Raw genomic sequence first — 19,271 nt, forward strand, 5'->3', positions numbered from 1 at the left:
GACTGGCGGAGTGTATTTAAAACGAATAGAGATTGCCGGCTTTAAATCCTTTGCCGACCGCACAGTCATTGATTTCGAACATCGAGTGACTGCAGTCGTCGGACCAAATGGCAGCGGCAAGAGCAATATTACCGAAGCGATTCGTTGGGTTTTAGGAGAACAATCTGCCAAAAATCTACGTGGTGGCAAAATGCCTGATGTTATTTTTGCAGGTTCTGACACCCGCAGAGCGCTAAATATAGCGGAAGTGACGATCGTTTTAGACAATAGCGATCATTACTTGCCGATGGATTACAGTGAGATCAGCGTGACTCGCCGCTTGAGAAGAACCGGCGAAAGCGACTTTTTCTTAAATAAACAAGCTTGCCGCTTAAAGGATATCCAAGAGCTGTTTATGGACTCTGGGTTGGGGAAAGAATCATTTTCGATCATTTCCCAAGGCAAGGTAGAAGCAATTTTCAGCAGCAAACCAGAAGACCGTCGTGGGATTTTTGAAGAAGCGGCGGGGGTATTGAAATACAAACAGCGGAAAAAGAAAGCCGAGCAAAAATTGTTTGAAACTGAAGACAATTTAAGCCGTCTACAAGATATCATTTATGAACTAGAAGATCAGTTGGTGCCTCTGGCAGCCCAAAGTGAAGCAGCCAACCGCTTTTTAGCGTTAAAAGAAAAATTGACGACGGTCGATGTGGCCTATGCGGTCTTAGAGATCACGAAAGCAAAAGAAGCGTGGGAGACAGCCAAAGCTCAACTGAGTACCTTTAACCAAGAACTGGCGCAGATTTCCGAAAAGATCAACCAAGGGGAACTGTCGCTACATTCTTTGCGGCAACAACGTACTGCTTTTGATGAAACGTTGGAGCGTTTGAATCAGCAGCTTTTAGAGGTCACCGAAGGACTGAAGCAAGCCGAAGGGCAAAAAGAAGTCTTGGATGAACGTTCAAAGCATACGCAAAAAAGCTCTGCCGAATACCAAGAAACTTTAGAGGAAGTCACAGAGCGGGTCACACTTTTAAATGAAGAAAAAACGGAACTGATCGGCTTGCTTTCACAAAAGAATCGTAGTGTGCAGGAAGTTGAAGCAGCGATGCTGGCGTGTCAGCAAGAGCAGGAAAAGTACCAACGTTCAGCAAAAGAAATCATTGAAGAGTTGCGTAGCCAATATGTTGAAGCCATGCAGGAGCAGGCAACGATTGGAAACGAATTGAAATACTTGGAGCGTCAATACCAACAAGAAGCCGCGAAAAATCAAACGGCGCTAAGCAAGCAGACGCAAATGAATACGTCGTTGAAAGAAAAGACGACGGAAGCGCAAATCGTGGAAGAGCAGCTGACGCAGGCTAAAGCGATTTTAGAAGAACAACGCAAGCAATACATCCATCTTCAAGAAAAAGCTCAGACCAACAAAAAACGCTTTGATGAAGAACAAAAGAAAATGTATCAGTTAATGAGTCAAGTGCAGCAGGTACGAGCGAAACAGCGCAGTCTGCAAGACATTCAAGAAAATTATAGCGGCTTTTATCAAGGCGTTCGCTTGATTTTGAAAAACAAACAGCAGATCAGCGGCATCGTTGGCGCAGTAGCGGAGTTGATCGATGTGCCGCAAGACTATACCGTGGCGATCGAGACCGCATTAGGCGCCGCTGCACAGCATGTCGTCGTTGAAAATGAGCGGGATGCGCGAGCAGCCATCACGTATTTGAAAGAAAATCGAGGGGGGCGTGCAACCTTCCTACCGCTGACGACCATCAAAGCCCGTCATTTGCCAGATTATGCCCGCAATCAAGCCAAGCAAGTGTCTGGATTTATCGGCGTTGCCAGCGAATTGGTCCAGTCGCCCGAACACGTCCAAACGATTACGGATAACTTGTTAGGCAGTATCTTGATTGCCGAAGACTTGCAAAGTGCCAATGCGTTAGCACGGGCATTGAACTATAGCTATCGGGTCGTTTCCTTAGAAGGGGATGTCATGAATGCTGGCGGTTCCATGACGGGTGGCGCAACGAAGAAAAATGCCGGTAGTTTGTTTAGCCAAAGCAACGAGCTGCAACAATTGACGGCACAAGCGGCGCAACTGGATGAGCGGCTTTTAAAAACGGAAAAGCAAGTCCAGCATTTTGAAGCAGCGACCAAAGAAGCACAAGCAGCATTAGAAGAATTGCGGACGCAAGGAGAACAGGCTCGCATGACGGAGCATGAGCTGCAAAGCCGCTTACAAAATCTTGAGAATGACCTGAGCCGCTTGAAGCAAGAGCAGCAAGTGTTTGATTTTGAACATCGCGAAGTGCAAGCCTTCTTTGAGGAATATGATGAGAAGAAGACGAGCTTGGAAGAACAGCAAAAGAATATTGCAGCGCAATTGGCGAAAATCGACCAAGATATTCATCAAATGAATGCCGAAGAAGACTTGATCGAGGAAAAACGCCAAACCTTAGCACAAGAAAGTGCGCGCTTGCAGGCAGCTTTCGCAGTTCAAAAAGAACAAGTGGCGCATTTGCAGCAAAAAATTGCCGCTACGAATCAAGCATTAGAAGAAAACGAAGCGCGTCAACTCTCCTTAGAACGGCAGTTAGCTGCCTTGACAAGCAACGTCAGCGATCATGAGTTTTCAGAAGAAAGCATTCTTCAGCGAATTGAAACCTTCACAAAAACCAAGCAGCAGGTAACAGCGGAATTGACGGTGATTCGTGAACAACGTCAAGTCGTTCAACAAGAAATCGGCGCATTAGACGAAGCCCTGAGTGCTGAAAACTTAACGCAAAAAGAAAAGCTGTCAGAAAAAACCGAAGTTGAGATCGAAAAAAATCGCGCAGAATTGGTGATGGATAATCGTTTGTTGTATTTACAAGAAGAATACAATCTCACCTTTGAAAAGGCAGCGCAAGATTTCCCTGAAATCGAGGATGCAGAACAAGCCAAAGTCGACATTCAGGAACTAAAACAAGCGATCGAGCAAATTGGTCCAGTCAATTTAAATGCGATCGAACAATATGAGCAAGTCAATCAACGGCATTTGTTCTTGACGAGTCAGCGAGACGATCTGCTGTCGGCTAAAGCACAGCTGTTTGATACGATGTCTGAAATGGATGAAGAAGTCAAAACCCGTTTCGGCGAAGTCTTCGATGCGATCCGTTTGCAATTCAAACAAGTATTTCCTAATATGTTTGGCGGCGGTCATGCGGAATTAGTCTTAACAGATCCGAAAGATTTATTGAACACTGGGATCGAGATCGAAGCCCAACCACCGGGCAAGAAATTGCAAAACCTCAGCTTGCTATCAGGGGGCGAACGGGCACTGACTGCGATTGCGTTATTGTTTTCCATTATTCAAGTTCGTCCAGTACCGTTTTGTGTGCTTGACGAAGTGGAAGCAGCATTGGATGAAGCCAATGTCTCTCGTTTCGGGCATTACTTGAGTGCTTTCCAAAATGATACGCAGTTTATCGTCGTAACTCACCGCAAAGGAACAATGGAGGCAGCAGATGTGTTGTATGGTGTGACCATGCAAGAATCTGGAGTGTCGAAGACCGTGTCCGTGCGCTTAGAAGAAGTGCGTGAAGGCGGTAGTTTTGCAGCAGATCAAGCATAGAGGAGGAATGGTATGATTAAACTGATTGCGATCGATTTAGACGGAACGTTATTGAATGATAATAAAGAAGTGACTCCTCGCAACAAAGAGGTACTTGCTCGTGCTAAAGCACAAGGCGTGAAAATCGTTATTTGTACGGGACGTCCATTGCGGGCGATCCGTCCCTATTTAGAAGAATTATCGCTGAAAGAACCCGGCGACTACAGCATCACCTTTAACGGCGGTTTGGTTCAAAAAAATGAGACTGGCGAGATCATTGAAAAAGCAGCGATGCAGCTGGCAGATATCCATGAATTGGTTTCAGTGGCGGAAGACTTGAATTTGCCTCTAGACGTGGTATCAGAAGAGATCGTCTTGAGTTTACCCACTTCAGCAGCGCATCCATCGATTTATGGCTCGTTGAATCCTTTATTGGATTGTCGTCCTTTTGCCGTAGCTGATCTGGATGAATCGATGCTCTATAATAAAGCTGTGATCGCCTACCATCAGGAAGTCTTGGATCCTAAGATCCCTGAGATTTCCTCAGAGATCCGCGAGAAATATGAAATCATCAAAAGCCGGAATAACCTGTTGGAATTTATGCCTAAAGGAATCACCAAAGCTTATGGTATCAGCCTATTGGCGCAAGATTTAGGGATCAAGCAAGAAGAAGTGATGGCGATCGGTGATGAAGAAAATGACTTGCCGATGATTCGCTATGCAGGGATTGGCGTAGCGATGGCCAATGCCGTGCCAATCATTAAAGAGGCGGCTGACGTTGTCACCGTTTCAAACCAAGAAGACGGTGTGGCAGCAGTGATTGAAGAATATGTCTTAAAAGGAGGTGCGTAAGATGGGATTTTTTGACAAAATCAAAAAAGCGTTGATTGGAGAAACCAAAGAAGTAGAGCAAGAAGCCGACAAACCAGTCGTTGATGCTGATTCACCAGAGGATCAGCCTTCAGAAGAAAGACAGCCAGCACAAACTCCTGCTGAACATGAAGCTTCAGAACCAGTGGCACCTGCAGAAGCCGCCGACTCCAGTGATTTGGATGTAGAGCAAGAAACTGCGGAAACTTTTCCACAGCAAGAAGCAACGACAGCGAATAAAGGAGAAGAAGCACCAAGTATTCCAGAAGAAGTGGCTAAGGATACACCATCAGAGGAAGTACCAGCTTCTGAACCAATCCTTCAACCAGCGCCAGAAACGGAAAGTGTGCAGGATAAATACACCAAAGGATTGACGAAATCACGGAAAACCTTTGGGCAACGGATGAACGAATTGTTTGCCAACTTCCGTACGGTGGACGAAGACTTCTTCGAAGAAGTGGAAGAAACGCTGATCGGCGCAGACGTCGGCTTTGATGCGGCGATGAAGATCGCGGATTCATTGAGGCAAGAAGTCAAACTACGTAATGTGAAGAAAACGGCAGATGTCCAAAATGTCATCATCGAAAAATTGGTTGACCTATATGGGGAAGCGGGTGTCGGTGAAGTCAACGAGTTGAATATGCAGTCGGGGTTGACCGTCATTTTATTTGTTGGTGTGAACGGTGTTGGAAAAACCACCAGTATCGGGAAATTAGCCCATCAATTCAAAGCTGAAGGCAAGAAAGTCTTATTGGCAGCAGCGGATACTTTCCGTGCCGGTGCCATCGATCAATTAGTGGTCTGGGGTGAACGGGCTGGGGTTGAAGTCGTTCGTGGCAATGCAGGAGGCGATCCAGCAGCAGTCGTGTTTGATGCGATGGAGCGCGCAAAACGAGAAAATGCTGACGTTTTATTAGTAGATACAGCGGGGCGTTTGCAAAACAAAGTCAATTTGATGAACGAACTAGAAAAAATCAAACGGATCATTCAACGAGTGGACCCAACGGCCCCTCATGAAGTCCTGCTCGTGTTGGATGCAACAACGGGTCAAAACGCGATGAATCAAGCAAAACAATTTAAAGAAACGACGGATGTTTCTGGTCTCGTCTTAACCAAACTTGATGGAACAGCCAAAGGAGGGATCGTCTTGGCGATCCGTAACGAGCTGCGGCTGCCTGTCAAATTAGTGGGACTCGGAGAAGGCATCAATGATTTAGAACCATTTGATCCAAATGAATTTGTCGTTGGCTTATTCAAAGGCTTGATCAAAGAATAAAAAAACAGAGCCCTGTGTTAGGTGATACACCTACACATGGCTCTCCTTTATTGTTGCTTTTGTGAGATCAAAGGGAAGAGAAAACGGGTCGTTGTCTCTTTCCACGAGCTTGACTTGTGACGTAAAGCTGAGAACACTTGGCGTGGCAAATGTGGGTACAGCGATGCACGACTTTGCCAAAAAATCAGGAAAAGCAGTTTGAAGGCTTCGTTTTCTTCTGCACTGTCTAAAAACTTTGGGAAGTATCAGGCAGAATACAACGAGTTCAACGGTAGGGAAAGTTTATTTCTTAAGTTCCCCTTGGCGCTCAGTGATCATTTTTTCCAAGTTGTTCAATGTATCGATATCTTTATTGGTTTCGATAAAGTTCGTAATCAAGTTCAATAAAGATTGATCAGACAATTCTGCTGCTAAGAAGTCTTCTTGGGTCACATTCGGAGAATACAACCGAGTCAAAACAGTACCGCTGTAGCCGATATCCGCTACTTTCAATAAGTCGTGGTTTTTTAGTTTACGTACGACTGCTTGAATGGTATTCTTGCTTAGATCTTGCTGTTGGACAGCAATGTCATTTGCAGAAAGAGGTTTGTCTGAATTCCAAAAGATATTCATGATTTGACGTTCGCGTTTGGTAAGATTAAGTGGCTTCATTCACTATTCTTCCTTTCAAAAAAGAGTAATATGGACATAATAATTTACTGTTCTATAAGCAGTATACTTTATTTTGAAGGTAAATATCAAATTTATTCAAGTATTTTATAAATTCTTGGTAATTTTAGTAAGAGATATTACAAGTGAGGAGCAAATTTCTGCATTTTTCACCAGTTTTCACTATAATAGATGGAAAGAAATAGCATTTGAGAAAAAATTTAGTAGAAGAACATAGAGGGCAGTCGAATGAAAATAAAAACATTGTTATCACATAAAGAGCTTTTTCCCTATTTATTGAAAGGACGCTACGGGATTGAGCGTGAAGCGCAGCGGGTGCGGCTCGATGGGACGTTTGCAGGTACCGATCATCCTAAAACATTAGGCAATCGGCGCTTCCATCCGTATATCCAAACGGATTTTTCCGAAAACCAACTGGAACTGATTACGCCCGTCGCTGATTCCGTGGATGAATTGTTCCGTTTTTTAGGGGCTATTCATGATGTAGCGTATCGTTCGATGTCAGCAGAAGAAATGCTCTGGCCATTGAGTATGCCACCGGCTTTACCAGAAAAAGAAGAAGACATCGTCATTGCTAAATTAGACCAATTTGAAGATGTGCTCTACCGCCGCTATTTAGCCAAAACATATGGTCGCCGCAAGCAAATGGTCAGTGGGATTCATTTCAATTTCGAATTTGCGGAAGACTTTTTGCAGCAGCTGTATGCTTTGTCTGAAACGAAGGAAAGCTTCCAGACGTTTAAAACGGCACTTTATTTGAAAGTAACTCGCAATTATTTGCACTATCGCTGGTTTTTGACGTATTTCTTTGGGGCGACTCCTGCTTCAGAAGCCAATTATTTTACGACAGAAAACGGACCGCAAGAACCAGTCCGCAGTATTCGCAATAGCCGCTATGGGTACACGAATCACGAAGACGTCAAGGTATCTTACGCTTCGTTAGAGACCTATCTTGCAGATATTGCCAAATTAGTGGAGACGGGAAAGCTTTCAGAAGAAAAAGAATTTTATGCGCCAGTGCGTCTACGTGGGGGAAAACGGGTCGCAGATTTAGCCTCAGCGGGTATCCGTTATATTGAGTTAAGAAATATTGACATCGATCCCTTTGCCCGCTATGGGATTTCCAAAGAGCAAGTCGCATTCTTGCATTTCTTCTTATTGTTTTTAAGTACAAAAGAAGAAGGCAGCGATGCGGATGCGTGGATCGAAGAGGGCAATCAGAGAAATGATCAGGTCGCATTAGAACATCCGCTTGCACCTTTGACTTATCAGCAAGAAGCGCAAGCGCTGATTACTGAAATGATGGACTTTGCCCAAGCCCTTGAGCTGCCGCATCCACCATTTTTGGATCAGCTCTCAGAAATGCTGGCTGAACCAGAAAGAACCTTCGCGGGACGTCTTTTCTCAGCAAGTCAAGCAACCAGTCAAGCCCAGACAGCAACAGTGCTGGGACAAAAGTATCATCAAGCTGCTTGGGAAAAACCGTATCAATTAGCTGGCTTTCGAGCAATGGAATTGTCGACCCAGATTCTCTTGTTCGATGCGATCCAAAAAGGAATCGAAGTGACGGTACTGGATGAAACGGATCAATTCTTGAAATTAGCCGTGAAAGACCACATCGAATATGTTAAAAATGCCAATATGACCAGTAAGGATCAGTACATCGTCCCATTGATCATGGCGAATAAAACGGTCACTAAAAAAATCTTAGCCGAAAATGGCTTTCATGTACCAAGTGGCGCTGAGTTCGCTTCGGCAGAAGAAGCGATCGCGTTTTATCCTCAGATTGCCCACAGCGGGTTTGTGGTAAAACCGAAAACCACCAACTATGGGATCGGTATCTCGATTTTCAAAGAAGGTGCCTCTTTAGCGGATTATCAAGCGGCGGTCGCCATTGCCTTTGCGGAAGATGATTCGATCCTCGTTGAGACTTTTTTGTCAGGGACGGAATATCGGTTCTTCGTGATCGATGGGCGAGTCGATGCGATTTTACTACGTATCCCTGCCAATGTCGTGGGTGACGGCAAGCGCACGATCACGGAACTCGTCGCAGAGAAAAATCTTGATCCATTGCGCGGCACCCATCATCGGACCCCATTAGAGCTGATCCAATTAGGGGAACTGGAACAACTGATGTTAAAAGAGCAAGGGTATCAAGTGGATTCAGTACCCGAAGAGGGGCAGATCGTTTATTTGCGAGAAAACTCGAATATCAGTACTGGCGGTGATTCTATCGATGTGACGGATGACTTCAACGATGATTACAAACAAGTAGCAGTCGATGCGGTAGCCGCATTACAAGCATCTATCAGCGGAATCGATCTGATTATTCCAGATAAAACCAAGCCAGCCAATGAACCGGGGGCTTATGGAATCATTGAAGCCAATTTCAACCCAGCGATGCATATGCACGTTTATCCATACAGCGGGAAAGGCCGACGCTTAACTATGTCTGTTTTACGCCTGTTGTTCCCTGAAGTCTTCGAGAGCTGATGGAAGTACAAAAAGCAAAGAACTGCACACTTTGGAAGGAGAGTTCCTTTCAAAGTGTGCAGTTTTTTTTATTAGGATTCAAAAGCAGCGATCTCAATCGTTTGTTTTGTTTCTTCCACCTTGAGACCCGTTCGGGCTTCCCACCATTGTTTCATTTCTTTTTCATACGTGGTAGGAAAACGTTGGATCAAGGTTAATAACGGTACGCCTTGAATCGAGGCGTAGGGAAAGTTTAAAACCAGATTGTACTTCAGTTCCGACAGGAGGCTATAATATTGAAACATCATAAAGTTCATTTCATTCTTATCCTCCAGCAGGAGTACTTTCGGAGCGCGATCCAGCATAAAACCCAAGCTGCGCATCATGAACAATACGCCATCTAGATGGCTGGATTCGATTGTGGGTGCCGTTTTTAACAAATCGATATGCAGATCCAAAGCATCAAGCAGTTCTTTCTTTAATGAAAGGTAGGGCGGTGTTGATTGTTCCATGATAGTTCCTCCTTTTAATGGAAAAGACGTTTCCAAAATGACGTTTTCTCTGGTTGTTCCTGCTCTTTATCCGATGGAGCGGCAGCTGCAGGGAATTTTTTTTCGATATCGATGACGTCTTCATTGACGGCTTCTTTCCCAGCAATCAGCAAGCCGATACTGTCTGGACCGGCATCTTGGGCATCGGAGACGATCCGAAATTCCATCTGTTGTTTGGTCAGTAAAGTGATGTAATCGGTCTGGATCGATTCTGGCAATTTTCCATTAAGCAACACGAGCGCTCCTTGATAATCTGGTAAGGCGTTCAAGAGCGTTTTCTGGTTGTCCTTCTTCTTCATTTCTGTTACTGTCATACTAAGATAACACCGTTCACGAAACGTGCCTAAATACTTGCGCTGTTCATCTGGGTTGACGCGAGGCGTCCCATACATTCCTGTATCAAGGCGTTTTTCTAATTCGTCTGACATTGAAGTATCCTCCTCAAAGCGTTTACTTATGCTTATTATAGCATATCCAGCAAATAGCAAAAGAGGGGTGCGATCGTGAGAGAGTATTGACAGAAAGTAGGGATCCTATGACAACAAAAGAACGACATTTGCTATTGTTAGCAGAAAATCAACGGTTGGAGACACCGAGGCTGCTCTTGCGTCCTGTTTCCTTGGCAGATGCAGCGGACATGTTTGCCTATGCAAATGATGAAGAAACGACGACCTTCGTCTTTGCTAGACATGGGTCGGTTGAAGAAACAAAACTACGCATCGCCGAGTATTTTGTTGCTGCACCCTTAGGAAAATTTGCGATCGAAGAAAAAGACTCAGGAAAAATGATCGGGACCATCGATTTGCGGGTAGAATCAGAAAAAGAGATCGCTGAGCTCGGTTATACATTGAGTCGCGATTATTGGGGGCAAGGGATTATGCCAGAAGCGGCAATGGCACTGCTGCATTTCGGTTTTGAAACACTCGAATTGATTCGAATTTTTGCTCGACATGATGCCCGAAATCCCAAGTCTGGACGGGTCATGGAGAAAATTGGGATGAAATTGGAAGCAACGATCCCAGCTGCCCGCAAATCGGGTGAAGAAATCATCGATGAAGTCACGCGTGGCATCACCCTGGAGGAATGGAAAAAACGTATCATGTAAAGGAGGGCTCTCGTCATGGAACTGAACATTGAGCCAGCAGCAATTGAAAAAATAACCCCTTATGTGCAGCCAGGTGATCGTCTCTACTTGGATTTTGAAGACGGCGTTGGTCCGTTTCCTGCAACGGAGATCACCTGCCGTTTGGACATCCATTTTCGCCTGATCATCGTGCCGCAAAGCTATCCAGAAGAAGGATTGGCGATCTACGACACCCCTTTAACGACACCCTTAGGCACGATTTGGTTGAAGCAAGGGGCTCAGGTGTATTTAGAAGAACAGACTCGGATGCAGGTGGAACCGACCTATCAACGGTTGCAATTGGTGGGAAATAGCGGGATCTTAGCTAACGATGTCCAATTGTTACGGATCGAAAAGCAGACGGCGGGCCGCTGAGATGGGCACGCTGGCGGTTATTAGCGACTTGCACGTCGATATCAACCAATTATTTGATCCCCATCTGCAGCTGATCGCTGATTATTTGCAGCAAAATCAGGTGACCCATCTGCATCTGGCAGGAGATGTGGCGAATAAAAAACAACGGCTATTAGACGTGGTCGCATTTTTTCAAAGTCGACAGGTGCCAACGACCTTTCACTGGGGCAATCATGAAATGGTGGACTTGACGGAACAAGAGATCGAGGCTTTCGATGATCCCGCCTTTCTTAATTTTCAGACGTATCGCTTATCAGAAAAAACACTGCTGTTGGGAATCAATGGGTGGTATGACTACCAATATTCTGATCTGACCAGTGAAGCTGAGATCTTGCGGCTGAAAAATTTGTTTTGGTATGACCGCATGATTCAACGAAAGGGATCGGATAAGGAGATCAGCCAAGCCATCAATGAGCGTTTAGCGGAAACATTGGCCCATTTGCCGCAAGACCAAGAAATTCTTCTTTCTACGCATTTTGTGCCCCAAGAAGCGTTTATTGTGCGGCAGACCGGCAAGTACGCCCGCTGGAACCACCTAAATGCGTTTTTGGGGACGCCTGATTTTGGCGCAGTGATCGATCAGTACGCCAATGTGCGGGCAGTCGTCTTTGGGCATACCCATCGACGCTTTGAGAAAAAAGAACTTGCGGGAACCAGCTACTATTGCCGTCCCTTCGGCTACTATTATGAATGGCAGTTGACCCGACGCTTCGTTTTGGAAAATCACTTAGCAGAAGCATATTCTCCAACGAAAGTTCGGACGCTGCTGCGAAACCATCATGAGGCATTTGAGGACTATAAAACGGCGCATCTTGTAGAGGAATTGGCGCAAGCGATCACGCTGCTGCCGTATTAGCGCAGCAAACGAGTCCTGCTTGTTTTCGTGATTGAATTTCCAAGCAATTTAAACCATTAGAAGAAACACGCAAAGGAGAAAAATCATGACATTTGAAGAAATCTTACCAGAATTAAAAGCCGGCAAAAAAATCATTCGTGAAGGTTGGGGCGGCTTTGAACTTTATGTGACATTCGTTGAAGGCGAAGTGTACGACAATGCCCCAGTCACCCCTTACTTTTTGATCAAAACAGCAGATGAGGGATTCTCGAGTTTCGCACCGACTGTTTGCGACATTCTTGCGGAAGATTGGAAAATCGTGGAATGACGGCAGCGTGGATCGATGACAAAACGATTGTGTTTGTCACAGGGGCTGCTTCAGGCATCGGTAAAGCGCAAGCAGAGGCGTTTCTTGCAGAAGGCGCTCAAGTATTTGGTGTTGACTGCCAATCGTTTCCTGATTCGCTTTTAGCCCAGCCCCGCTTTTTCGGCACATGTTGTGACTTAGCGGTGAAAGAAAATTGTCTTGCAGCGGTCCAAGCTTGTGTGACGCACTTTGGCGGTATCACAGTCTTATTAAATACAGCAGGAAAGCTTGACGGCTATCATACGATCGCTGAGACGACGTCAATGGAGTGGGAGGAGATATTTCAAACCAATGTCTCCAGCATGTTTTATTTAACGAAAGAAATTTTGCCGCTGATGCAAGCCAACGGCGGCGGAACGATCATCAATATGGCGTCGATCGCTGGAATGGTCGCAGGTGGGGGCGGGATCGCCTATACAACCGCAAAACACGCAATCGTCGGGTTTACCAAACAGTTGGCATTGGATGTTGCAGATCAAGGGATCTCGGTGAAGGGCATCGCGCCAGGTGCGATTCAAACGCCGATGAATGCGGCTGATTTTGCCGGTGACGGAAAAATGGCGCAATGGGTAGCAGAAGAGACGCCAGTCAAGCGTTGGGCGCAACCAGAAGAAGTTGCAGCACTGACCCTTTTTCTAGCCAGTCCGCAAGCTAGTTACTTGCAGGGGGCGATCGTGCCCATCGACGGTGGTTGGACCTTGAAATAACTAGCCTGAACCCATTAGAGGAGGACGCCAATGAAGGAACAAGCGATCCAGAACTTGTTTGCAAAAAATCGTGAATGTCGACAACTGCTTACGATCATTGAAGCGCTGCAGCTGTCGGATTGCTGGCTGTGTGCTGGGTACCTGCGGAATTATTTATGGGGTTTTCTCAGTGGAAAAATAGCGGAGGTGCCAATAACCGATATTGATGTCGTGTTTTATGATCCGACTGTAAGCATAGAAGAAACAGCAGCGATCGAAGCGCAACTGCACCGCTCGTTTCTCGAATTTCCTTGGGAGGTTCGAAACCAAGCGTTGATGCACCAACATAATTTTGCCGAGGAGCCGCCTTATACAAGTACCTTCGATGCTTTAACGAAGTTTCCAGAGCGTTGTACAGCGGTAGCGGCACGAATGAATCAAGGCAAGCTTGAATTGATGGCGCCTTTTGGCTGGCAGGATATTTGCAGTTTTCGGGTGCGTCCAACACCGCATTTTGCCCAAAATGAACAGTATCTTGCGGTTTATCGACAACGCCAAGCGATGAAGCAGTGGCAGAAAATTTGGCCGCAGCTCTCGATTGAAGAGGGGAAGAAATAAAAAAGAACACTCGCGTGATGCGGCGATTTTCAAAAGTTAGACGAAAAAGCTAACTGATGGGAATCGCTGCATATGACGCGAGTGTTTTTTATTAACGTAAAGCCAATGGTTGCGCCAAGCGGTTTCTTAAAAAGATACCTAGATAAGCTGCGGCAACGGCTTTGATGATCCCAGGGATAATAAACAGAACAAAGCCACCGTTAAAGGCAGCCGGCCATGCCATGCCCGTGCTCCATTTCAGCCACAATGTACCAAACAACAAAGTTGCCAGCGCACCGACAATATTGCCGATCACTGCTCCTGTGTAGCGAAACGCTGTTTTTTCTACGATCAATCCAGTAAGCAATCCATTAAAGAGGAAGCCGACTAAATAGCCACCAGTTGGTCCTAACAAAACACCGACACCGCTGGAAAAACCAGCGAAAACGGGCAAACCAATCAATCCTAACAGCAAGTAGATGATGATCGCCATCGTTCCAGTTCGCGTGCCGAGGAAAGTCACCGCCAGCCCGATCGCAAAGGTTTGTCCTGTCAATGGGATCAAACCTAATGGAATCGTCAGTTGGGAAAGACCAGCAATAATGATCGCAAATAAAGCGGCATGGATTTGTTCACGTAATGATAATTTCATCGAATCCTTCTCTCTAATAATAATTTCGTTAACCTAAAATTAATTTATTTGGTTAACGAAATTATAAACGGTGGTTTACCAAAAGTAAAGAAGAATCTTGTTTTTTTAGTGTCCTTTTTTTAAAAGGACAATCAAGTTCTTTGAGGAGAGGAAAGGGGCGATTTCTTCCAGCTCATCTGTTGAGAAGGGCAGTGCTTGAACGAGACGGCAGATCGTTGCTTCTGTTAGAAACGGCAGCAGTTCTTCGATTTCATCATAAGCCAAGCGTTCTGCTGCGGCAACGTTTGGCTGTTCCAGGGCGGTCAGCAGGAGTTCATCCAGATACGGCGCAGGTAAAAAGGGTAGCAGTTCTTCAATCTCAGAAAAGCGGAAGTCAGGATTTTCAAGCCAGCCTTTGATTTCTCCCGCCAAAAAGTTGGGGGGTAAAAAGGGCGCCGCCTCTTCCCAAAAAGCCATGGAATAGTGCTTACCTTTAAGGAGCTCTTCTACTTGGGGCTTTTTCAAAAACGGCAGGAGTTCTTCCAGTACCTCTTCTGGGATATTCTCGGCACCATTTAGCAGGTGCTGCAAGTCTGCGCTGGTCAAATGAGGTGCTAGCCTAGGCAATAAGTCTAGGTCTAAAGAAGTTTCTTGAAACGGTTCTTCTTGAATCAACGCTGACAATTCTTGCGGTTTGATCAGCGGAGCTAGTTCGGCGATTTCTTCTGGCTGTGCGGTTCCCGCTTGATAATGTTGCACCGCAGCTGCTGGCTTCCCTAACAGCTCATCGATGGATAGGTCTAAAATCGCTGCTAGCTGCGGCAATTTTTCAATGTCCGGCAGTGAGTTGCCCCGCTCCCAATTACTGACCGCCTGATAGCTGACAAGTAATTGGTCGGCCAAGTTGCTTTGGGTCAGGTTTTTTTCTTTGCGTTTGGCAGCGATCTGCTGACCGATTTTTCTCATGTTGAATTCACTCATAAATGAATTCCCCCTTTCATGCTCTAAGTATAGTTTCTCAAAAGGTGAAAACGCAATCAAGCTGTGATTGAGCAGGCAAATGCCGACTCAATCACAGCTTGAGTTTACGAATGGATCAACTGAAGGAGGTGTTCGCCAAACGCTTGTGTCGTTAAACAGACCGCTTCTGGCATCAACTGCGCGAAGTCGGCAGTGACGTGTTGACTTTGCAAGGCTTGTTCAATGGCTTGTGTTAGGATTTGAGCTGCTTCTGGCCAGTTCAAATGTTCTAAAAGCATGCACGCTGACAGCAGCAGCGAACAGGGATTGGCTTTGCCAAGTCCTGCGATATCCGGTGCTGTTCCGTGGGTAGCTTCAAAGATGGCTGCCCCAGTAGCGTAGTTGATATTGGCACCGGGGGCGATCCCGATGCCGCCGACTTGTGCAGCAAGTGCATCAGAAATGTAGTCGCCGTTCAAATTACAAGTGGCAATGACGTCGAATTTTTCTGGATACAAAAGGATCTGTTGTAAAAAGTTGTCTGCGATCACGTCGTTAACAACGATTTTCCCAGCCGCTTTTGCCGAGGCAAGGGCGGCTTCGGCTGCCTTTGAGCCGTTTTCTGCTTTGATTTTGTTGTATTGATTCATTGTAAAACACTGGTCGGCGTATGTGGTCTCTGCAAGCTGATAGCCCCAGTTTTTAAAGCCGCCTTCTGTAAATTTCATGATATTGCCTTTATGCACCAGTGTCACCGTGGGCCGCTTTTGAGCGATCGCATACTCAATGGCAGCAGCGATCAAGCGCTGACTGCCTTCTAAAGAGATCGGCTTGATGCCGATAGCGGCAGTTTTAGGAAAACGAATCGCCTTGACAGCAAAGTCTGCTTGCAATGTCTGGATCAGACGCTGCGTTGCGTCGTCGTCTTTGGCAAATTCGATGCCAGCATAAACATCTTCAGTATTTTCTCGAAAGATCACCATATCGGTTTTTTCTGGCTGCTTTAAAGGCGAAGGGACCCCTGTAAAATAGCGAACAGGTCTGACACAGGCATAAAGATCCAGCGTTTGCCGCAAGGTGACATTCAAGGAGCGAAAGCCCTCGCCAATTGGGGTAGTCAACGGTCCTTTTAAGGCGTATTGTTGAGCCTTGATCGTATCGATGGTTGCTTGCGGCAGCCATTCCCCCGTCTGTTCAAAGGCGGCTTCTCCAGCTAAAACTTCCAGCCATTCGATGTGGCGTTGATTGTCATAGGCTTTATTTACAGCGGCATCAATCACAGGTTGCGCAGCCTGCCAAATCTCGGCACCGATGCCGTCTCCTGCAATGTAAGGAATGGTGATCGTCGTTGCTTCATGGGTTGTTTGGTTAGGCATGGGCAGTTCCTCCTAATTCAGCTTTTTTTCGAATGACCATCGGTAAAATTCCTTGATGCTTCCAATAGCGAATATCTGCAGGGGCATCAAAGCGCAGGCGGGTCATAAAGGAGACAGTCCCTCCGTCGATCCGTTGCGCAGTGACTTCGATCAGCTGCTTGACCACTGGCTCTTCTGGCAAAGCGATCGAGAATGTTTCGCTGCCGTCCAAATCAAACGATGCGGCACTTTCACCAGCAAGATATTCAAGCGGAATGATCCCCATCATGACCAAGTTGCTGCGATGGATTCGTTCGAAGCTTTCTGCTAAGACGACTTTAACGCCTAACAATTGTGTTCCTTTGGCGGCCCAGTCGCGAGAAGAACCCATGCCATAATCTTTACCAGCTAAAATGATACAGCTTTGACCGGCTTTTTGGTAATTCATAGCTGCATCAAATATCGACAGGGTTTCCCCTGTTGGAAAATAATGCGTGACACTGCCAGTACTGCCAGGCACTAGCTGGTTTTGCAGACGGATGTTGCCGAAAGTCCCCCGCATCATAATCTGATGATTGCCGCGTCGCGAACCAAAGGAGTTGAATTCACGATACGGAACTTCTTTTTCTTGTAAAAATTTTCCAGCTGCAGAATCCATACTGATGCTGCCAGCAGGAGAAATATGGTCAGTGGTGACGGAATCACCCAATTTTGCCAAGACTTTCAGATCAGCTAAGACATCTGATTTAGGCAACTCTTTGGTCAATGTTTCAAAGTAGGGCGGATGAGCGATGTAAGTGGATTGCTCCTCCCATTCATAACATGCGCTCGTGGTGGTTTCGATCGCATTCCAGCGTTCATTGGCATCAAAAAGATGCTCATAGGCAGCGCGAAATGCTTCTGGTCCGACGTACTCTTGAACGTAAGCATTGACTTCTTCATTGCTAGGCCAAATATCAGACAAATACACCGGCTCGTCATTGACGATAGCTAACGGTTCTTTTGTGAGATCTTTGCGAATGCTGCCAGCGATGGCATAGGCAACAACTAACGGCGGCGAAGCCAAATAATTGGCTTTGATCTGTGGATGGATTCTTCCTTCAAAATTCCGATTACCTGATAGAACCGATGCTACCAATAGATTTTCTGCCTCAATTGCTTCAGCGACCGGCGCTTCTAAAGGACCGGAATTTCCGATACAGGTAGTACAACCGTAGCCCACTAAATAAAAGCCGAGTTGCTCTAAGTACGGCAATAAACCACTGTTTTGCAAATAGGTGGTCACGATCTGGGAGCCAGGTGCAAGGGAGGTTTTGACCGTACGCGGGACAGTCAGACCTTTTTCAACGGCCTTTTTGGCCAATAAGCCTGCCGAGAGCATGACGAAAGGATTGCTAGTATTCGTACAGCTAGTGATTGCCGCCAAAACGATATCGCCGGTCGCTAATTTGTCAGGTGCAGCATCTGGCCAAGTAACGCTGGCTTCTTTTTGCCATTCATCCTCTGAAAGACCAAAGCCCTTGGGACCGACGGCTGCCGTGACAGATTGCTCAAAATCATGATGGACCGCCGGAAGCAAAATCCGATCTTGCGGGCGCTTAGGGCCCGCTAATGCTGGCTGAACTTCTGCTAGATCGATGGTGATCGTCTTAGTATAGGTCGGCACGATCGTTTCATCATAAAAGAAATGGTTGGCTTTGGCGTAAGCGGCAACGAGTTCGATCAGCTCGCTGGAGCGACCGGTCGTTGCTAAGTAGTTCAAGGTCTCTTGATCAATCGGACAAAAACCGCAAGTCGCACCATATTCGGGAGCCATGTTTGCTAACGTTGCTCGATCAGCTAAACTTAAATGACGATAGCCAGGACCGAAGTATTCGACAAATTTTCCGACCACTTTTTCGATCCGCAGCACTTCAGTTACTTTTAGTGCTAAATCGGTGGCGGTGGTACCTGCAGGCATCTCGTTGATAAATTTCACCCCGATGACTTCAGGCGTAGGGAAGAAAGAAGGTTCGCCAAGAATCGCAGCTTCCGCTTCAATACCGCCAACCCCCCAACCGAGAACCCCCAAGCCGTTGATCATCGTGGTGTGAGAATCGGTTCCTTGCAATGTATCAGGAAATAGCAGTCGTTGATCTTCGTGTGTTTTTTGCAAGATCACATCAGACAACGATTCGATGTTGACTTGATGAATGATCCCTGTTTCAGGTGGAACGACTTCGAAATTGTCGAAAGAACCTTGCGCCCATTTCAAGAATTGATAGCGTTCTGCATTGCGTTCAAATTCCCGCTCCGTATTAAAAGCGATCGCCCCAGGAGTACCGGCTTGATCGACTTGCACAGAGTGGTCGACGACGAGTGTGACGGGAATCTCAGGATTGATGTCTTCTGCGGCACCGCCTAAAGCGACCATCGCATCCCGCATGGCAGCCAGGTCAACGACTGCGGGTACCCCAGTAAAGTCTTGCAAAACGACCCGCTCTGGTTTGAATGGCACGACACCAGTAGGGGTTTCTGCCTGCCAGTTCGCTAAAAATGGTAAATAATCCTCTGTAATTTCCTCGTCTTGATGACGAGCAACACTTTCCAATAAAACTCGAATGGAGTAGGGCAAGCGAGATAAATCAGCCCCTAAGTCTTGGGTGATTTTCGCTAAGTCAATATACGTGTATTGCGTATCATTGACGGTGAGTTGAGATTGCCACTTCATAAGAATCCTCCTTTTTACGAAGATAAACGTACTTATTAGGAATAATTATACGTTGATAATTTAAAAAATCAATTAAATTTATGAAAAATATTTCATTTTCTAAACATCGTGCTATAATGTGTGAAAGTTTGTTAAAAAGCAACGATTTTATAGGATGACTATTTTAACGATGTTTGTATACGGTTAA

At 46.0% G+C, this 19,271-nt stretch carries 17 protein-coding genes; 10 read left to right on the forward strand and 7 right to left on the reverse strand.

Features of this window, described 5'->3' with window-relative positions:
* Positions 1 to 10 precede the first annotated feature (10 nt).
* The 3 genes from smc to ftsY are packed head-to-tail and all read left to right on the forward strand — an operon-like array spanning position 11 to position 5,714.
* Positions 11 to 3,589 (forward strand): chromosome segregation protein SMC, encoded by a 3,579-nt coding sequence (smc, locus tag IGK61_RS01485; protein ID WP_015508819.1) that lies wholly within the window; start codon positions 11 to 13, stop codon positions 3,587 to 3,589.
* 12 nt (positions 3,590 to 3,601) lie between these two features.
* Positions 3,602 to 4,420, forward strand: a complete 819-nt coding sequence (locus IGK61_RS01490; protein WP_074535386.1) for a Cof-type HAD-IIB family hydrolase — start codon at positions 3,602 to 3,604, stop codon at positions 4,418 to 4,420.
* Between the two features lies 1 nt (position 4,421).
* Entirely contained in the window at positions 4,422 to 5,714 is a 1,293-nt protein-coding gene (gene ftsY / locus IGK61_RS01495) for a signal recognition particle-docking protein FtsY (RefSeq protein WP_074535385.1), read from the forward strand.
* Positions 5,715 to 5,996: 282 nt separating this feature from the next.
* On the opposite strand, the gene IGK61_RS01500 is transcribed toward ftsY, so the two are convergent.
* Complete coding sequence (locus IGK61_RS01500) at positions 5,997 to 6,365, reverse strand: BlaI/MecI/CopY family transcriptional regulator (protein WP_005227140.1); 369 nt, start codon at positions 6,363 to 6,365, stop codon at positions 5,997 to 5,999.
* A 246-nt stretch (positions 6,366 to 6,611) separates the two neighbouring features.
* Between IGK61_RS01500 and gshAB the strand changes: the two genes are divergently transcribed.
* Positions 6,612 to 8,876 carry a bifunctional glutamate--cysteine ligase GshA/glutathione synthetase GshB gene (gene gshAB / locus IGK61_RS01505; protein WP_074535384.1) on the forward strand — a complete coding sequence of 755 codons (2,265 nt, stop codon included), beginning with the start codon at positions 6,612 to 6,614 and terminating at the stop codon, positions 8,874 to 8,876.
* 71 nt (positions 8,877 to 8,947) lie between these two features.
* Here the strand turns inward: gshAB and IGK61_RS01510 are convergent, their stop codons facing one another.
* Both IGK61_RS01510 and IGK61_RS01515 read right to left on the reverse strand, forming a co-directional pair.
* Positions 8,948 to 9,367: a hypothetical protein gene (locus IGK61_RS01510; protein ID WP_005227142.1), complete on the reverse strand. Its 420-nt coding sequence runs from the start codon at positions 9,365 to 9,367 to the stop codon at positions 8,948 to 8,950.
* A gap of 14 nt (positions 9,368 to 9,381) precedes the next feature.
* A complete protein-coding gene (locus IGK61_RS01515) occupies positions 9,382 to 9,834 on the reverse strand; it encodes a YueI family protein (protein ID WP_010748630.1) in 453 nt (150 codons plus the stop codon).
* Between the two features lie 107 nt (positions 9,835 to 9,941).
* On the opposite strand from IGK61_RS01515, the gene IGK61_RS01520 reads away from it, so the two are divergent.
* The 6 genes from IGK61_RS01520 (at position 9,942) to IGK61_RS01545 (ending at position 13,449) form a co-directional block, all read left to right on the forward strand.
* Positions 9,942 to 10,511, forward strand: a complete 570-nt coding sequence (locus IGK61_RS01520; RefSeq protein WP_005227144.1) for a GNAT family N-acetyltransferase — start codon at positions 9,942 to 9,944, stop codon at positions 10,509 to 10,511.
* A gap of 15 nt (positions 10,512 to 10,526) precedes the next feature.
* Positions 10,527 to 10,904, forward strand: coding sequence for an iron-sulfur cluster biosynthesis family protein (locus IGK61_RS01525; RefSeq protein WP_074535383.1), 378 nt, complete (start codon positions 10,527 to 10,529; stop codon positions 10,902 to 10,904).
* Position 10,905: 1 nt separating this feature from the next.
* Positions 10,906 to 11,799, forward strand: coding sequence for a metallophosphoesterase (locus tag IGK61_RS01530; RefSeq protein ID WP_074535382.1), 894 nt, complete (start codon positions 10,906 to 10,908; stop codon positions 11,797 to 11,799).
* A gap of 85 nt (positions 11,800 to 11,884) precedes the next feature.
* Positions 11,885 to 12,106 (forward strand): DUF2829 domain-containing protein, encoded by a 222-nt coding sequence (locus IGK61_RS01535; RefSeq protein ID WP_005227147.1) that lies wholly within the window; start codon positions 11,885 to 11,887, stop codon positions 12,104 to 12,106.
* Complete coding sequence (locus IGK61_RS01540; RefSeq protein ID WP_060792416.1) at positions 12,103 to 12,852, forward strand: 3-oxoacyl-ACP reductase; 750 nt, start codon at positions 12,103 to 12,105, stop codon at positions 12,850 to 12,852. The genes IGK61_RS01535 and IGK61_RS01540 overlap by 4 nt, the downstream gene beginning before the upstream one ends.
* A 30-nt stretch (positions 12,853 to 12,882) precedes the next feature.
* Positions 12,883 to 13,449, forward strand: a complete 567-nt coding sequence (locus IGK61_RS01545; RefSeq protein WP_074535381.1) for a nucleotidyltransferase family protein — start codon at positions 12,883 to 12,885, stop codon at positions 13,447 to 13,449.
* A 91-nt stretch (positions 13,450 to 13,540) separates the two neighbouring features.
* Here the strand turns inward: IGK61_RS01545 and IGK61_RS01550 are convergent, their stop codons facing one another.
* The 4 genes from IGK61_RS01550 to acnA all read right to left on the reverse strand — a co-directional run bounded on the left by IGK61_RS01550 (position 13,541) and on the right by acnA (position 19,084).
* Complete coding sequence (locus tag IGK61_RS01550) at positions 13,541 to 14,080, reverse strand: biotin transporter BioY (RefSeq protein ID WP_005227150.1); 540 nt, start codon at positions 14,078 to 14,080, stop codon at positions 13,541 to 13,543.
* A 105-nt stretch (positions 14,081 to 14,185) separates the two neighbouring features.
* A complete protein-coding gene (locus IGK61_RS01555) occupies positions 14,186 to 15,040 on the reverse strand; it encodes a helix-turn-helix domain-containing protein (protein WP_074535380.1) in 855 nt (284 codons plus the stop codon).
* A gap of 104 nt (positions 15,041 to 15,144) precedes the next feature.
* Complete coding sequence (gene icd, locus IGK61_RS01560; RefSeq protein WP_074535379.1) at positions 15,145 to 16,395, reverse strand: NADP-dependent isocitrate dehydrogenase; 1,251 nt, start codon at positions 16,393 to 16,395, stop codon at positions 15,145 to 15,147.
* On the reverse strand, positions 16,388 to 19,084 hold the full coding sequence (gene acnA, locus IGK61_RS01565; protein WP_074535378.1) for an aconitate hydratase AcnA: 2,697 nt from the start codon (positions 19,082 to 19,084) through the stop codon (positions 16,388 to 16,390). Before acnA ends, icd begins: the two co-directional genes overlap by 8 nt.
* Positions 19,085 to 19,271 lie beyond the last annotated feature (187 nt).

Origin of the sequence: Enterococcus sp. AZ063 (assembly GCF_051715045.1) — a bacterium.
Taxonomy (GTDB): Bacteria; Bacillota; Bacilli; order Lactobacillales; family Enterococcaceae; genus Enterococcus_D; species Enterococcus_D casseliflavus.

Excerpts from the sequence above, each read along its gene's own strand:
- IGK61_RS01530 (WP_074535382.1), top strand. The coding sequence starts at position 10,906 with ATGGGCACGCTGGCGGTTATTAGCGACTTGCACGTCGATATCAACCAA.
- gshAB (WP_074535384.1), top strand. The coding sequence starts at position 6,612 with ATGAAAATAAAAACATTGTTATCACATAAAGAGCTTTTTCCCTATTTA.
- IGK61_RS01545 (WP_074535381.1), top strand. The coding sequence starts at position 12,883 with ATGAAGGAACAAGCGATCCAGAACTTGTTTGCAAAAAATCGTGAATGT.
- IGK61_RS01555 (WP_074535380.1), bottom strand. The coding sequence starts at position 15,040 with ATGAGTGAATTCAACATGAGAAAAATCGGTCAGCAGATCGCTGCCAAA.
- IGK61_RS01510 (WP_005227142.1), bottom strand. The coding sequence starts at position 9,367 with ATGGAACAATCAACACCGCCCTACCTTTCATTAAAGAAAGAACTGCTT.
- IGK61_RS01515 (WP_010748630.1), bottom strand. The coding sequence starts at position 9,834 with ATGTCAGACGAATTAGAAAAACGCCTTGATACAGGAATGTATGGGACG.
- IGK61_RS01500 (WP_005227140.1), bottom strand. The coding sequence starts at position 6,365 with ATGAAGCCACTTAATCTTACCAAACGCGAACGTCAAATCATGAATATC.
- IGK61_RS01520 (WP_005227144.1), top strand. The coding sequence starts at position 9,942 with ATGACAACAAAAGAACGACATTTGCTATTGTTAGCAGAAAATCAACGG.
- icd (WP_074535379.1), bottom strand. The coding sequence starts at position 16,395 with ATGCCTAACCAAACAACCCATGAAGCAACGACGATCACCATTCCTTAC.
- IGK61_RS01550 (WP_005227150.1), bottom strand. The coding sequence starts at position 14,080 with ATGAAATTATCATTACGTGAACAAATCCATGCCGCTTTATTTGCGATC.
- acnA (WP_074535378.1), bottom strand. The coding sequence starts at position 19,084 with ATGAAGTGGCAATCTCAACTCACCGTCAATGATACGCAATACACGTAT.
- IGK61_RS01490 (WP_074535386.1), top strand. The coding sequence starts at position 3,602 with ATGATTAAACTGATTGCGATCGATTTAGACGGAACGTTATTGAATGAT.
- IGK61_RS01535 (WP_005227147.1), top strand. The coding sequence starts at position 11,885 with ATGACATTTGAAGAAATCTTACCAGAATTAAAAGCCGGCAAAAAAATC.
- IGK61_RS01525 (WP_074535383.1), top strand. The coding sequence starts at position 10,527 with ATGGAACTGAACATTGAGCCAGCAGCAATTGAAAAAATAACCCCTTAT.
- IGK61_RS01540 (WP_060792416.1), top strand. The coding sequence starts at position 12,103 with ATGACGGCAGCGTGGATCGATGACAAAACGATTGTGTTTGTCACAGGG.
- ftsY (WP_074535385.1), top strand. The coding sequence starts at position 4,422 with ATGGGATTTTTTGACAAAATCAAAAAAGCGTTGATTGGAGAAACCAAA.